The 14,807-nt window shown below is 63.3% G+C and carries 10 protein-coding genes; 2 read left to right on the top strand and 8 right to left on the bottom strand.

The features are described from left to right. Positions 1-70: 70 nt before the first annotated feature. The 4 genes from pgk to leuS all read right to left on the bottom strand — a co-directional run bounded on the left by pgk (position 71) and on the right by leuS (position 6,689). Positions 71-1,294 carry a phosphoglycerate kinase gene (gene pgk / locus HMPREF2674_RS08525; RefSeq protein WP_049342838.1) on the bottom strand — a complete coding sequence of 408 codons (1,224 nt, stop codon included), beginning with the start codon at positions 1,292-1,294 and terminating at the stop codon, positions 71-73. A 341-nt stretch (positions 1,295-1,635) separates the two neighbouring features. Beyond that, positions 1,636-2,640: a type I glyceraldehyde-3-phosphate dehydrogenase gene (gene gap / locus HMPREF2674_RS08530; RefSeq protein WP_049346349.1), complete on the bottom strand. Its 1,005-nt coding sequence runs from the start codon at positions 2,638-2,640 to the stop codon at positions 1,636-1,638. 353 nt (positions 2,641-2,993) lie between these two features. After that, complete coding sequence (locus HMPREF2674_RS08535) at positions 2,994-4,016, bottom strand: DegV family protein (RefSeq protein ID WP_070825428.1); 1,023 nt, start codon at positions 4,014-4,016, stop codon at positions 2,994-2,996. Positions 4,017-4,193: 177 nt separating this feature from the next. Then, the gene (gene leuS, locus HMPREF2674_RS08540) at positions 4,194-6,689 is read right to left on the bottom strand and encodes a leucine--tRNA ligase (protein WP_070825429.1); all 2,496 of its coding nucleotides are present in this window, start codon (positions 6,687-6,689) and stop codon (positions 4,194-4,196) included. A 219-nt stretch (positions 6,690-6,908) separates the two neighbouring features. Between leuS and HMPREF2674_RS08545 the strand changes: the two genes are divergently transcribed. Together HMPREF2674_RS08545 and HMPREF2674_RS08550 are read left to right on the top strand one after the other, a co-directional pair. Continuing rightward, complete coding sequence (locus HMPREF2674_RS08545) at positions 6,909-7,934, top strand: alpha/beta fold hydrolase (RefSeq protein WP_070825430.1); 1,026 nt, start codon at positions 6,909-6,911, stop codon at positions 7,932-7,934. Positions 7,935-7,943: 9 nt separating this feature from the next. Further along, positions 7,944-9,071 (top strand): glycosyltransferase family 4 protein, encoded by a 1,128-nt coding sequence (locus HMPREF2674_RS08550; RefSeq protein ID WP_049342843.1) that lies wholly within the window; start codon positions 7,944-7,946, stop codon positions 9,069-9,071. A 285-nt stretch (positions 9,072-9,356) separates the two neighbouring features. On the opposite strand, the gene HMPREF2674_RS08555 is transcribed toward HMPREF2674_RS08550, so the two are convergent. The 4 genes from HMPREF2674_RS08555 to HMPREF2674_RS08570 form a co-directional block, all read right to left on the bottom strand. Continuing rightward, the gene (locus tag HMPREF2674_RS08555; protein ID WP_049334121.1) at positions 9,357-9,599 is read right to left on the bottom strand and encodes a hypothetical protein; all 243 of its coding nucleotides are present in this window, start codon (positions 9,597-9,599) and stop codon (positions 9,357-9,359) included. Between the two features lie 321 nt (positions 9,600-9,920). Then, positions 9,921-11,975, bottom strand: a complete 2,055-nt coding sequence (locus tag HMPREF2674_RS08560; RefSeq protein ID WP_070825431.1) for an aconitase — start codon at positions 11,973-11,975, stop codon at positions 9,921-9,923. Beyond that, positions 11,962-12,312 (bottom strand): hypothetical protein, encoded by a 351-nt coding sequence (locus HMPREF2674_RS08565; RefSeq protein ID WP_070484310.1) that lies wholly within the window; start codon positions 12,310-12,312, stop codon positions 11,962-11,964. The genes HMPREF2674_RS08560 and HMPREF2674_RS08565 overlap by 14 nt, the downstream gene beginning before the upstream one ends. 63 nt (positions 12,313-12,375) lie before the next feature. After that, a complete protein-coding gene (locus tag HMPREF2674_RS08570; RefSeq protein ID WP_070825432.1) occupies positions 12,376-14,784 on the bottom strand; it encodes a primosomal protein N' family DNA-binding protein in 2,409 nt (802 codons plus the stop codon). Positions 14,785-14,807 lie beyond the last annotated feature (23 nt).

A 14,807-nucleotide genomic window follows, 5' to 3' on the forward strand; every position in this document is an offset into this window, starting at 1 on the left:
TACCGCCCCGACGGGGGTCTCACGCTAAAACTCTGCGCTACTGTACGTAGTCAGATGAGGCGCACCCAGATTAGGCGCCCAGTGCCTCCAGACCGGGCAGGGTCTTACCCTCGATGTACTCGAGGGAAGCGCCACCACCGGTGGAGATGTGGCCGAACTGCTCGTCCTTGAAGCCCAGGTTGCGGACTGCCGAAGCGGAGTCGCCACCACCGATGATGGAGAACGCATCAGAGTCGACGATAGCCTGTGCCACCGCGCGGGTACCCTCAGCGAACGGAGCGATCTCGAACACACCCACGGGGCCGTTCCAGAAGATGGTCTTTGCGCCCTTAATCTTCTCAGCGAAAATCTCGCGGGTCTTGGGGCCAATGTCCAGGCCCTCAGCCTCTGCGCCGAGCTTGCCGCCGGTCAGGTCCTCAATGGGGCGAATCTCGGTGTTAGCGTCTGCGGAGAAGTCGTCAGCCCAGACCACGTCCACAGCGGTAATGATCTCGGTGCCCTTCTCGGGGGCTTCCTTCAGGTAGCGCAGAACGTTCTCAACCTGGTCCTTCTCGAGCAGGGACTTGCCCACCTCGTAGCCCTTTGCGTAGGCGAAGGTGTAACCCATGCCGCCACCAATCAGGATGGTGTCAGCCTTACCAATCAGGTTGTCAATCACGGCGAGCTTATCGGACACCTTAGCGCCGCCCATGACCACCACGAAAGGACGCTCGGGGTCATTCAGGGTCTTAGCCAGAACGTCAACTTCCTTCTTCACCAGGTCACCCAGGTATGCGGGCAGACGCTTAGCAACGTCGTAGACGGAAGCGTGCTTGCGGTGAACCGCACCGAAGGCGTCGTTCACGTATGCACCGTTCTCGCCGGTCAGTGCGACCAGCTCGTCAGCGAATTCGCCGCGCTCTGCGTCGTCCTTGGAGGTCTCGCGAGCGTCGTAGCGGACGTTCTCGAGAACCAGGACCTCGCCGTCGGCCAGGGCTGCTGCCTTAGCCTTTGCGTCCTCGCCTACCAGGTCGGTTGCAACCTTCACGGGCACGGAGGCGAGCTCGGCCAGGCGTGCTGCTGCCGGTGCGATGGAGTACTGGGGGTCGACCTTGCCCTTGGGGCGGCCCAGGTGTGCGGTGACGATGACGCGTGCGCCAGCCTTGGCAAGCTTCTCAATCACGGGCAGGGATGCGCGGACGCGGCCGTCGTCGGTGACGACGCCGTCCTTCAGGGGTACGTTCAGGTCGGAGCGAACGAGGACGTGGCGGCCTGCGACGCCTTCTTCGAGCAGTTCGGACAGTGCCTTAGCCATGGGATTTCCTCCTGGTTAGGTGGGTTTATATACCGTTTCAATCATACCGAAGAATAGGGGTTTTGACAGCCTAAAAAATAAGCTTTTATAAGGTGTTTCTCCGCAGAATACCGCGGATATTCACCCTTTCTATCCCCTACTCCCTTACGGTATTTCTGACTCAAAATGAGCGATAGAAAATAGTATGTTTATACATCATTAAGGGTTTTATTCAAGACCCCTGCAAAAGAGTCTTGGTACAGCAAACCCCGACTCCCTCGCGTAAAGCGGTGGTGCCGGGGTTCACTATATGCGTTAGTCACGCTCTATGACGCTTAGCTATGCGTCGAAGCCCAGAAGGCTTAGAGGGAAGCCACAACCTTGTTGGTGAACATCACGAGGCGGGAAACGTAGCCGTACTCGTTGTCGTACCAAGCGATAACCTTCACCTGGTCACCGATCACCTTGGTCAGCGGTGCGTCGAAGACGGTGGAGATGGGCTCACCCTCGATGTCCTTGGAGACGATCGGGTCGGTGTTGTACTTGATGATGCCCTTCATGGGGCCCTCAGCTGCTGCCTTGACCGCTGCGTTGACTTCCTCAACGGTGACCTCGCGCTCAGCGGTGAAGGTCAGGTCGGTGATGGAGCCGGTGATGGTGGGAACGCGGACTGCGAAGCCGTCCAGCTTACCCTTCAGGTCGGGCAGAACCAGGCCTACAGCTGCTGCTGCACCGGTGGAGGTGGGGACCATGTTCACGGCTGCGGCGCGTGCACGGCGCAGGTCGCGGTGGGGTGCATCCTGCAGACGCTGGTCAGCGGTGTATGCGTGGATGGTGGTCATCAGACCCTGCTTGATGCCGAATGCGTCGTTCAGGACCTTAGCCATCGGAGCGAGGCAGTTGGTGGTGCAGGATGCGTTGGAGACGATGTGGTGGTTAGCTGCATCGTACTGGTCGTCGTTCACGCCCATGACGAAGGTGCCGTCGATGTTCTTACCGGGAGCGGAGAGGATAACCTTCTTAGCGCCGGCCTCGATGTGTGCCTTTGCCTTGGTGCCGTCGGTGAAGAAACCGGTGGACTCGAGGACTACGTCAACGCCCAGGTCCTTCCAGGGGAGGTTCTGGGGGTCGCGCTCGGCGAGGATCTTGATTTCCTTGCCGTCAACAACCAGTGCGCCTTCCTTGACCTCAACCTCTGCGTTGAAGCGACCCATGATGGAGTCGTACTTGAGCAGGTGTGCCAGGGTCTCAACGTCGGTGAGGTCGTTGATTGCGACGATCTCGAAGCCGACGCCCTCGGTCTGAGCTGCGCGGAAGAAGGTGCGGCCGATGCGGCCGAAGCCGTTGATTGCTACGCGTACAGTCACTGGAGTATCTCCTTGTCAGTGCGTTGGGTGGCGACCCGCCCAATTCGATGCCTTGTGGGCATTATGCTTACCGAATTATTCCGAGCTCTGTGGTGCCCGGCGCGTTCCGCCGTTGTTGGTAATAATCCTACCCTAGTTTGTGTGTGTTTTGGTGTGCTCATTCGAGAATTTTTTGTGAGTTACCCCATAAAATAGGCGAAAAACCCTTTGTTTTCTGTTGGTTTACGTGGTGTTCACCCCGAGAAAATGTTGCGATATGGTCTAAATAACAATAAATACACACGATGCCCATTCGCAGAAAAACCCCGCCGTATCAAGGCACGATGAGAGGGTACAAACCACCCTTTCAATCGCTAATACACGACCATCGCAACCGCTCCCAACCCCGAATGGGCCGAAAGCACCGGGGGCAGAGAACTCACCAAAAACTCGGGTATGTTTAGCGCCACAGAACCCTCACCCGAGGCAGAATCGGTGGAGGCACCCGCGGAATGACTCAGCGAGCCCTCACCCAGCAGACGTTGCACCCGCTCATACAGCTGCACCGCCTGCGCCGCATTACCCACGTGATGCACCGCGACCACCTCGCCGGGCGTATCGCTGCCCGGGACCGCATCCGTTGAAGCGTCGAGAGCGGCGGCATGACGGTGCTCGCGGCAGGCCTGCACCGTCAGTTCCACGAACCGATCCAGGGCGCGCGCGGCCGTACGGGGCCGTTCCACATAGGTGAGCTTCCCCTGGGAAATCGTGCCGATGGGCTTAATCTGAAACATCTGCCCCACCATCGCCAGCGCCGGGGAAACGCGACCCCCGCGGCGCAGCGCATCAAGGGTGGGGATGTAAAAGTACAAGGTCGCGCGCTCACACACCCGCCGCATGCACTCCACGACCCGCTCGGGGTTCGGGTCCTCCTCCAACAGCTCAAGGGCGCGAAGCACCGCATACCCGTAGGCGCCGGCCACCGTGCGGCTATCCACCACGCTCACGCCCTCGGCACCCAGGCGGCTCAGGCGCGCGCCGGTACGCGCGGACTCCACCGTGCCCGAGAGCTCGCCGGAGAGGTGAACCGACACCACGTGCGTAAAGCCGCGCGATGCCAGCTCGTCGTACACGTCAGCAAACGCGCCAGGAGCCGGGCCGGATGTGCTCACGGTCTGCCCCATGACGTGCGCCAGCATAATGGCTTCGTCCACCTCGGCGGCGCCGAGGCCCTGCAAGCTACGGTCCTCCGCACCGGGGGTGCGAATCGTAACGGGCATGGGCACCACGACAAAGTTCCCGCGAGCACTCAGCCGCTCCACCAGCTCCGGATGCAGTGCCGCGGCGCTATCGGTGACCACGGCAATGCGATCCTTTGCGTTGTTCTCGTGCCCCATATTCCGGCCCTTCTTCCGGTTCGTCAGCGAATGATTCAGCGACGAAGCCTCTCCTAGCGTTTCCTGAACATTATGGCACTCATCACTACCGCAGTACAGCAAAGCCCCGCCGTGCCTTTCGGAACGTTCCGCAGAACGAACCGAAGCCACAGCGGGGCTTGCAGATCGGCCAAAAGCCTAGATTACGATGTTCACGAGCTTCGGTGCACGCACAATCACCTTGCGGATCTCGGCGTCACCAATCGAACGCTGAACAGCGGCATCCGCCAGAGCCAGCTCCTGAAGCTCCTGCTCGGAAATATCCTTCGCAACCTCCAGGCGAGCCTTGACCTTGCCCTTAATCTGCACGATAGCGGTGACGGTGTCATCCACCAGCAGAGCCGGGTCAACCTCGGGGAAGCCCGCGGTCAGAACCGGGGTGTCGTAGCCGAGAGCGTGCCACATGTCCTCAGCGGTGTAGGGTGCGTACAGAGACAGCAGAATAGCGATAGTCTCAGCAGCCTTACGGACAGCAGGGTCAGCCGCACCAGCACCGGAGTCAATAGCCTTACGGGTAGCGTTGACGAGCTCCATGGTCTTCGCAACAACCACGTTGAACTTGCCGCCCTCAATCAGGCCCTGCACCTCGTGCACGGTGCGTGCAATCAGCTTCTGCAGCTCCAGGTCACCGGTGGTTGCGTCCACGCAGGGTTCGCTGGTGACGTCCTGAGCCACGCGCCAGGCGCGGGCCAGGAACTTCTGCGAACCAGACGGGGAAACATCTGCCCAGTCCACGTCATCCTCGGGCGGGGACGCGAAAATCATGGTGGTGCGGATAGCGTCCACACCGAACTTGTCGAGCTGCTCGCCCAGGTTCACGCCGTTACCCAGCGACTTGGACATAGCCTTGCCGCCGTTGAGCACCTGGCCCTGGTTCATGAGCGCCTTGAACGGCTCATCGTGCTTAATCAGGCCCAGGTCGCGAACAACCTTGGTGAAGAAGCGTGCGTACAGCAGGTGCAGAATAGCGTGCTCCACACCGCCAACGTACATGTCCACGGCACCCCACTCGCTCATAGCCTGCGGGTCGAAAGGAGCCTTGTCGTAGTTCGGGGAAACGTAACGCAGGAAGTACCAGGAGGAATCCACGAAGGTGTCCATGGTGTCCGAGTCACGGCGAGCCTGCTTGCCACACTCGGGGCAAGGCACAATCGCCCAGTCATCGGCAGCAGCAAGAGGCGACTGACCCTTAGGAGCCAGCTGCTCACCGCGCAGGTTATCGGGCAGCAGCACCGGCAGCTGATCCTCAGGAACCAGAACCTCGCCACAGTCCTCACAGTGAATCACGGGGATGGGGGTACCCCAGAAGCGCTGGCGGGAGAGCAGCCAGTCGCGCAGACGGTAAATGACCTTGCCCTCACCGGTGCCGGCGGCCTCCACCAGCTCGATGGCCTTAGCGATGGCCTCGGCCTTGGGCAGGCCGGTCAGCTCGCCGGAGTTCACGAGCACGCCGTCACCGGCGGTAGCAACACCGCTGGTGGCCGGATCCTCGGCGCCCTCAACGTCCAGGACCTTCACGACGGGCAGGTCAAACTTCAGGGCGAAGTCCAGGTCGCGCTGGTCGTGCGCGGGCACGGCCATAATCGCACCGGTACCGTAGTCGGCCAGCACGTAGTCGGAAGCCCACACGGGCAGCTTTGCGCCGGTCAGCGGGTTGATCGCGTAGCGGCCGGTGAACACGCCGGTCTTCTCGCGCTCGGAGGACTGGCGATCGATATCGCTCAGCGCCTTGATGTCCTCGCGGTACTGCTCCAGGGCGGCCTTCTGCTCGGGTGCCACGATCTGCTCGGCGAACGCCGCATCCGCAGCAACCACGATGAAGGTTGCGCCGTACAGGGTGTCCGGGCGGGTGGTGAACACGGTGAAGGACTCAGCAGCCTGGTCCTCGGTGGCCTCAATCTCGAAGCGCACCTCGGCACCTTCGGAGCGGCCAATCCAGTTGCGCTGCATGAGCAGCACGCGGTCGGGCCACTTGCCCTCCAGCTGCTCCATGTCGTCCAGCAGCTGCTGGGCGTAGTCGGTGATCTTGAAGTACCACTGGTTCAGGGCCTTCTTGGTCACGGTGGTGCCGCAGCGCTCGCAGGCACCGTTGACGACCTGCTCATTAGCGAGCACGGTCTGGTCCTTGGGGCACCAGTTGACCATAGAGTCCTTGCGGTACGCCAGGCCCTTCTTATAGAACTGCTCGAAGAACCACTGGGTCCACTTATAGTACTCGGGGTCCGAGGTGTGCAGGCGGCGGCTCCAGTCAGCGGCAATGGCGTAACGCTTGAACGACTCGGCCTGGGTGTCGATGTTCTTGTACGTCCACTCCTTGGGGTGAGTGTCGTTCTTAATGGCTGCGTTCTCTGCCGGCAGGCCGAAGGAGTCCCAGCCAATCGGGTGCAGAACATCGTAGCCGCACTGCTTATAGTAGCGGGCGTTCATATCACCAATGGCGAATGCCTCCGCGTGACCCATGTGCAGGTCACCGGAGGGGTAGGGGAACATATCCAGAACATACTTGCGGCCCTTGGGTGCGTGACCGGTGGGCTGGAAAACCTTCGTTTCGTCCCAGTAGGGGCGCCACTTGGCTTCCATAGCGCGGAAGTCGTACGCATTCTCGGTGCGTTCGGTCTCTACCTGAGCAGACACAGCGATTCCTTAAAGACGGTTGATCAAAACTTAACCCTCCAAGTGTAACGCGAAAGCGGCGACGAGATGGATCCGAGCCCGCGCTGATTAGTCTGTGGACGAGCCGAGGACGCGCGAGGGGCCCGGCGCACACCGCCCTCCAGAGGCTTTTCAGGCTTCTCCCCTAAAATTAGGGGTGGGACCCTGCCCTCCCCGCACCCGACCCCGTGAAAGGTACCCATGACCTCCACCGTTCCCTCGAACTCCCCCAACGCCTCGGTTCTCGAGGGCGTACCCGGCCCGCTCATTCCCGGCACCGGTCACGAGGCGCGCATCGGCGCGGATGCGCAGGCGGTCACGACCCGCTACTGGCAGTACGGTGAGGGCATGGGCTCCGGAAGCTTCCCCGAGGGGTGCTACCCCGTGCTACTCATTCACGGTTTCCGCGGCGACCACCACGGCCTCGAAATCATCGCGAACTACCTGCTGAAGCTCATTCCGAACGTCAGCATCATCAGCCCCGACCTGCCCGGCTTCGGCCGCTCCGGTGACCTGCCCGAAAGCGCCCCGGACGAGGACAGCATCGACGCGTACGTGGCCTGGTTGCAGGATTTTGTGGAGCGCACCAACCCGCTCGGACTGCCGCTACACGTGGTCGGTCACTCCTTCGGATCCATCCTCACCAGCGCCTTCGCCGCCGCACACCCGAACTCGCTCGCGCTCCTCTCGCTCATCAACCCGATTAGCGAACCCGCCCTGGAGGGGCGTCAGCGCGTCACCTCGCGCTTGGCCTCGCTCTACTACCGCGCCGGCGCGGCACTACCCGAAAAAATCGGCTACCCGCTGCTGCGTTCCCAGCTGATTACCCGCCTCTCCAGCGAGGTCATGATGCGCACCAAAGATAGGGCGATGCGCCGCTTCATCAACGGCCAGCACGCCGCCTACTTCGGCTCCTTCGGTTCCCGCCGCGGGGTGCTCAGCGCCTACGAAGCGTCCATTGCACACACCGCCGCCGAGTACGCCGCCGCAATCCGAGTTCCGGTGCAGATGCTCGTTGCCGAAGACGACGACCTGGGCACCCCCGAAACAGCTCGCGCCATGTACGCGACGCTGACCTCCCGCGACCTACCCGCTTCCTCGACCGGCGCCCGCGAGCGCCTGGACATGATCCCCGAAGTCGGGCACCTCATCCACTACGAAACCCCGCACCTGGCCGCGGAACTCATCGCCGATTTCGCCGCCGGCCACTCAGGGAACGAGAAGTAAGGAACCAACATGAAACTCATGGTTGACGCCCGATACACTCGTATCGGCTTCCACGACGGCATCAGCCGCTACACCGCATCCCTGCTGGGCGCGCTCAAAACCCTCATCGACACCGGTGACGAAGCCGCCGCCGACCTCGACCTGACCATGATCATTAGCGACGAGCGTCAGCTGGACATGCTGCCGGATTTGCCGCACGTGAAGATCTGCTCGCCCACCGGCCCGCTCGAACCGACCGCCGCCCTGCAGCTGAACAAGTATGCGCCGGACGTGGTGTTCTCCCCCATGCAGACCATCGGCTCCACCGGACGCAAGTTCAAGCTGATTCTCACCCTGCACGACCTGATCTACTACTCGCACCCGACCCCGCCCGGGTTCCTGCCCGCACCGGTGCGCGTGGGCTGGCGACTCTTCCACAAGACCTACACCCCGCAACGTTTTCTGCTCAATCACGGCGACGCGGTCGTGACGGTTTCTGAGTCGACCGCCTCGCTGATTCGTGAGCACGAGCTGACCACCAAGCCGCTGTTCGTGGTGCCCAACGCCCCGCAGCCCGGCAGCGTGGTCTCGCGCCAGACCGCGCTGGAACGCGCCACCACCCGCGAAGAGCAGCCCGTCAAGCACCTGGTGTACATGGGTTCGTTCATGCCGTACAAGAACGTTGAAACGCTACTACTGGCGATGCGTTCCCTGCCGGATTACCGCCTGCACCTGCTGTCGAAGATGCCGCCGCAGCGCCTGGTGCAGCTCACCGACGAGCGCCTCATCGGTGAGAACGTGGAGGTGCACAACGGCGTGAGCGATGAGGAGTACCAGCAGCTGCTCCGCCAGGCGCACGCCCTGGTGACTGCTTCCCGCGAGGAGGGTTACGGCCTGCCCGTGGTTGAGGCGCAGGCTGCCGGTTGCCCCGCGGTGATTAGTGACATCCCGATTTTCCGTGAGATTGCGCCGCACGCCGTGTTCGCGCCGGTGGATGGTGCCCCGGAGGCGCACGCCGCCGATTGGGTGAAGGCTATCCGTTCCCTGGAGGATCCGGCCGTGCGCGAGCGCGTCATCATTGATGGCCTGTCGGATGTGCGCCGCTACTCCTGGCGCGACTCGGCGCTCAAGCTGCTGAAGGTCGTGCGCGGGCTCTAAAGCATGCGCGGCTTATACAGCGCGGCGCTAGATACAGGAATGCCACCGCACTCCCCCGAAACTCGGGAGGGTGCGGCGGCATTCTCGTATTCAATTCATGGTCGCCGGTAGGCGTATGCGACGTACAGCGGCAGTATGCAAGGGCAGCCTGCGGCAAAGGTCTACAAGCGGCGGTTCGCTACACACTTCCTCCGCGCCTGCGCAGGGAACCCGCCCTCGCAGAGCTCGGGCACCCTGAGGGCGCTTCCGGAAGGTGCAGCCTCGCCGCCTCTAGGCGCAAAATCTCTAGACCGCGGTGAAGCTACCGGTGCGGGCCTCTTCCTTCGCCACCAAATCGTTGACGTGGGTGTAGGCGTAAATAATCTTTGCGTCATCCAGCTCAGCGAAACGCGCCAGGTAGCGACAGACCGCACCGCGCTGGGCCATCGTCATGGCCGAAAGCAGCTCGGGGTTGGGGTGGGTGATACCGTTGCTACGCTCGGGAGCGGAATCGCCGAATCCGGGTTCGTAATCGTATGCCGGGCTCATCGTCGAAAGCCTTTCGTCAGGGCGTCGCTACAGTGCAAACGCCACGCGGAGTAACACAGCGAATAGGTTCGCAGCGATAACCGGATGCCTCTTCGCGGTGGTGGTTGTGATACCTCTAAAGTACCCAAGAGCCAATCAATGTTCAAGAACCGCTAGGGAACAACCTCATAATGGACACGTCCGCGGTTGTCAGGCGGAAATCAGGGGGCATAATGGCGGCAGACGACCGCCGGTTTTTCCCCACCGTTTGAGTCCACCGTTAGAAGCTTAAAAAGAAATGCCGCCGCACTCGTCAAGAGTGCAACAGCATTTCCTAAAGCTCTAATTATGCAGGCTACGCCACGCTTGCGCAGAGGCCGCGCTCGCCTCATCGTCAACTCCCCCGATGACGCTCTCTCGCGCCAGAGTGCGATCAATCTTCGTCACCATGAACCGCTGGAACCGACGCTGAGTCGCAGGAGACAGCACCACCACGAGCAGCACCTCCACCGCGAACAGAATCGCCAACAAAGCGAGGCCGCCGCCGGGCGAATCCACCTGCTCACGCAGGTACCGGGCCGCGGCCACCGCCCACTCAAACCCCGCGGAATCCAGGACCGGCACATCCAGCCCGGCCTGCGCCGAAACGTGCAGAAGCGACGCCGCATTCAGCAGCAGCACAAACAGCGCGGTCAACCCCGCATACAGGCCGTAGTGCACCGCACGCGCAACCCTTTTAGCTCGGGCAAAGGCACGGTTGAGCTCGGCGCCGATATCGTTCACGCCCTCCAGCAGGTGCGTGTCGGCCGGTAGAACGTGCGGCAGCAAACGGCGCGACAGCATGAGCGGAACCGGTGAGCTGGCGTCAAAATACTGCATGTGGCTACTCACCGAAGGCCCCGGCAGGGTCGCGAAGGTAACCTTCACATCGGTCGGCTGTGTGATGTTCGAACGCCCGATGCTATCACCGCGCGCCGCAATCTCACAGTGATCCGCCACGTTCATCTCGTGCAGCGAGGGCGCATAGGCGCGCACGAACAGGTGACAGCAGCTACGCACCGATACGACTATCGCCAGCATCGCGACGCACCAGAACGCCACGCCCAATGCGGTGGGCGCAGGAACCCTCGCTTCACCGCTCAGGTAGGCAAGCACCAGCATGAGGGAGGTAAACATCATGAACACCCCGTGCACAAAGAGGGTCGGAATAAGCCACTTAATCAGGGAACGCGTGCCGTAGACATTCCAGAGGGCAGGGATCGCCCCCGTCTCCTGCGCAATGCGGCCCCGCCCCTTCAGTGCAGAGAGCACGGCGAAGACAACCGTGGCCGCGCCCAGCGTCAACGGAATCAGCATCATGTGGCGCAGCAGTGAGGCGTAGGGGCCAACCAGAAGCAGGGCCTCCTGAACCCAGGCGAACCCGGCTACCGCTCCGAGGGCCAGCAGGGTCGGGCGGTTACGGAACCCGCCGGAGCTATCGAGCGGAGCGGGAACGTCGTTGCGGTCACTGGCGATGATGCTGATCGGCACCACGCCGTTACCCAGCCCGTAGAAGAAACGCAGGGGTTTCTTTCCGGCCTTCGCACGGCGACGCAACAGCTCATACCCCAGGTACCCGCCCTGCGAATGGGCAATAATACCCGGGGCATCACTACGGGCTGCCAGCAGATCCAGCTGACGGTCCAAACGCGCGTAGATGCGCTCCAAATCCCGAGACTCGGGGCTGGTCGCCGTCTGAATCAGCTGCGTGGGAATCGCCTTCACCAGCGCCCACAGCTCGCGGGCACGGCGAGCCAAAACCCAACCCAAAATACCCAGGCTGAGCACGGCCACCAGCGCCGTCAGCAGACCGCGGCTCGTGCTCAGGGAAGCAACAAAGGCGTCGCGCATCGTCACGATTGTCACCACCGCCAGCACAAGCCAACCGGCCACGTTCACAAAACGCGCTATCGACCGGAGCAGCTGCCCGGCGCGATCGGTCCAGGTTCGGCCCGGACGCTCGTAGTAGAGACAGAACATGAGGAAAAGCGGCAGCACCGAGACCAGCCAGGGCAGGTGATCTCTGAGGGGACGATAGTGCTTCGGGCGCCAGAACCCCTCCTGAAGGAGGATGCTGCGACGCACCACCGAACGCTCCGGACGTTCCGGACGGCTCGAACGCGAGGCGCTGAGGCGCTCCTGCAGGCGTCGTTCCTGAGCGCGCAGCCCCTCCGAGATACGCGCCTGCAACGACGAGGCGCTCGGCTCGTCGACGGCTTCCCGGTCCTCCGGGGACTCGGGTACTTCGGTAGATTCGGAAACTTCGAGAGTTTCGGGGGTTTCTGGAGCCTCGGGGGCCTGCACGTACTCCAGCGTGAGCGCGTAGCTCAGCTCGCGGTGCTCGCTATGCGAGGTCACCTCCCCCGATGGCGGCTGAGTATCGCCGTCGGGGATGAGCGTGACGCTCCCCCCGGGTCGCCTCCTCGGGGCTGTCCGCGGCATCGGAACCGGTATCGGGTGCGACCGTGCTTGCCATCGTGGCCAGCGTCTTCAGGCTGTGCGCCACCGGCTTACCGAAGTAGTCCAGGGTCTCACCGAAGTTCTGGTACCCGATGCCGTGGATCAGCAGAACCGCGGCGTCGTGCCGGCGACCCGTACTGTGCAGGGTGCTCTCGGGGTGCCGGGAAGCATACCCCAGCAGGGTCCGCTGCTCGTCCGAGGGCAGGGAACTGCCCTTCACCAATTGGCGATCCACGACGCCCCCTTTCTGCACTGTACCTCTGCGTTTTCTGCAGATAAATCCGCAAGACTGTGGGTTTTAAAGCACGTCCAAGCCGTCACAACGCACCTGGACGGGCCGCTCCCCCACGGTTTTCTTGAGGGCGGCCATCGTGGCGCGCGTGGCGCGTAACTCGTGCGTCACCTGCTGGGCAATACCGTAGGAGAAGAAGATCAGGGCGCGCCAGTCCCCGCGCATCGGGGATTCCTCCGGATCATTCTCCAGGGTCTCGGACCAGGCGAGATAGCCGTGGTCCAGCGGAACCGGACCGACCACCCGCAATTGCTCGCGCACAGACTCGGGCAGGGCCGAAGAACCCAGGAAGATTTCCATAAAGGAGCGCACGTCAGCCTCCGCGCCGGTTACCGCGGCCGTGCGCACCGCCGGAGGCAAGCCCGTCTGGGAACGCTCCTCCAGCTCCTCGCGAGCGAACCAGGCCGGATCCCAGCGGATGAGGGCCTGCTCCACGGGCGAGGGCGAGGCGGTCGTCACTACGGTCCCCTCCAGCGCCGCCGGACGCACCAGGGCCGCCGCGTTAAGCCAACGACGCAGGGCGGCCTCGGGGGCACGCAGGGAATCGAAGTAAAGCATCTTATCAGCGTCCAGAAGCAGGGCCGCCGCGTAACCGCCGAAAGCCACGGGCTCAGCCCCGGGAGTCGCCACGACCAGGGCCGGTTCCGGGCCGACCGTCGCGCGCACGTGGTCGCCCGAGGAGGAAATCACCGGGACGTTCGGGAAGGCGCGGCCCAGCTCCTCGGCCGTGCGCATCGCTCCCACCGTCGAGGAACGCCAGCGGTTAAACCCACATTCGGGGCACCGCCACTGCTGGGCCAGATGGCCGCACCACGCACAGGAGGGCACCGAGGAACCGGAAGCCAGCGAAAGCGGGCCGCTGCACACGGTGCATCGGGCTGGCATGCGGCACCGTGCGCACGAGAACGAGGGCACGTAACCACTGCGGGCCACCTGCACGAGCACCGGGCCTCGGGACAGGGCGCGGCGGGCGTGCTCGAAGGCCAGGTGCGGGATGCGCGCCACGGCAGCCAGCGGGTCGCGAGCCAGCTCGTACTCCGAACCGGTCGAGAAGATGCGCGGCGAATACTCACGCACGAGCGAGCGAGGAGCCCGCAGGTAGGTGGCCCAGCGGGTGCGTACCAGGCGTGCCGCCTCGCTACTCATCGTGAACCCTGCGAAGAGCGCCGCGGCGTTCTCCGCTGAGGCGCGCAACAGTAGCACGTCGCGGGCGTGGCAATAGGGGGCGCGCTGTTCGAGCAGCGACGAGTCGCCGTCGTCCCAGCAGACGACCAGGCCCAGGTTAGCGACCGGGGCGTAGGCGGCCGCGCGGGTTCCGATGACGACGGGCACGCGACCCAGGCGGGCCTTGAGGAACCCGTGGTAGCGCGCGTGCGGGCCCGAATCGGCGCTCAGGCGTGCGTAGGAATCGGTGGGAAGCACCCGCGCGAGGGCGCTCTCCAGCAGGTCGAGGCTCTTGGCGGTGGGAACCACGGCGATGGCGCCCCGCCCGGAGGTTGCCGCGGTGGCCAGGGCCGCGGCGAGCACATCGGCCCAGGTGTGTTCCAGGTGGCCGGGAAGCACGGTCATGACGGCGCGGCTCGCGACGCCGGCGGCCACGTCCTCGATAAATTCGGGGCCGTTTTCGTAATCGGAGAAGACCGCGGCGGCATCGGGTGCGTCCTCCAACGGGGCGGGAGGCTCAAGGGTGAAGGGCGCAGGTGCGCCGGGGGTAGCGAGCCAGGCGTAGGGGTCGGTCTCAGCACTATTTCCGCCGGTCAAAGAGTTTTTAGCCAATTCACCCTCAGCCTGAACCTGAGATTCGCAACCCTCACCTTCAATCGAAGGGTTACCGACAGATTCGCCCTCAACCGGAGCATGAGGTCCCACCTGGGAAGGGTCGTAACCCGGCAGGAACGGAGCGTACTTCTTATCCAGGGCGGCCACGCGCGGAGGAACCGCCAGGCGCAACACGTTCGCCACCGTGGAGGCGTAGCGATCGGCCAGCGCTTCCGCCACGCTGAAAATCTCGGGCGCCACCACCGGCACACGCGAGAGCACCCCCTTGAGCGGGGCAAGCGAGGACCGCGTCCAATCGGTCGTGGCCGCGCGCTCCTCAATGTAACCGCTCATCTCGTGCCCGTTGAACATGACGCGCACGCGGGCGCCGGGCACCGCATCCTCGTTCATCTCGGCGGGCACGCGATAGTCGAAGGTGCGGTCCACCTGCGGCAGGGTGCTATCCACACGCACGCGCGCCACGGGGTTCACCACGCCGCTGGCCCGCAACTCGGCGGCCACGCTGACCGGCTCGGGCGTCGCGGGAATCAGGGCATCACGAAGAGCAGGAAATCCCTGCAACAGGTCAAGCTGTTGCAGGGATTCCTGCTGGGTACCCGCGGGTACCTTCGGTTCATCAGAACGGTTCTGACTCACGCGCGCTATCGTGCTCTCGTTCG

Origin of the sequence: Rothia sp. HMSC062F03 (assembly GCF_001836905.1) — a bacterium.
Classification (GTDB): Bacteria; Actinomycetota; Actinomycetes; order Actinomycetales; family Micrococcaceae; genus Rothia; species Rothia mucilaginosa_A.

Bases quoted from the DNA above. Each gene is read 5' to 3' on its own strand.
- pgk (WP_049342838.1), bottom strand. From the start codon at position 1,294: ATGGCTAAGGCACTGTCCGAACTGCTCGAAGAAGGCGTCGCAGGCCGC.
- HMPREF2674_RS08535 (WP_070825428.1), bottom strand. From the start codon at position 4,016: ATGGGGCACGAGAACAACGCAAAGGATCGCATTGCCGTGGTCACCGAT.
- HMPREF2674_RS08545 (WP_070825430.1), top strand. From the start codon at position 6,909: ATGACCTCCACCGTTCCCTCGAACTCCCCCAACGCCTCGGTTCTCGAG.
- HMPREF2674_RS08550 (WP_049342843.1), top strand. From the start codon at position 7,944: ATGAAACTCATGGTTGACGCCCGATACACTCGTATCGGCTTCCACGAC.
- HMPREF2674_RS08555 (WP_049334121.1), bottom strand. From the start codon at position 9,599: ATGAGCCCGGCATACGATTACGAACCCGGATTCGGCGATTCCGCTCCC.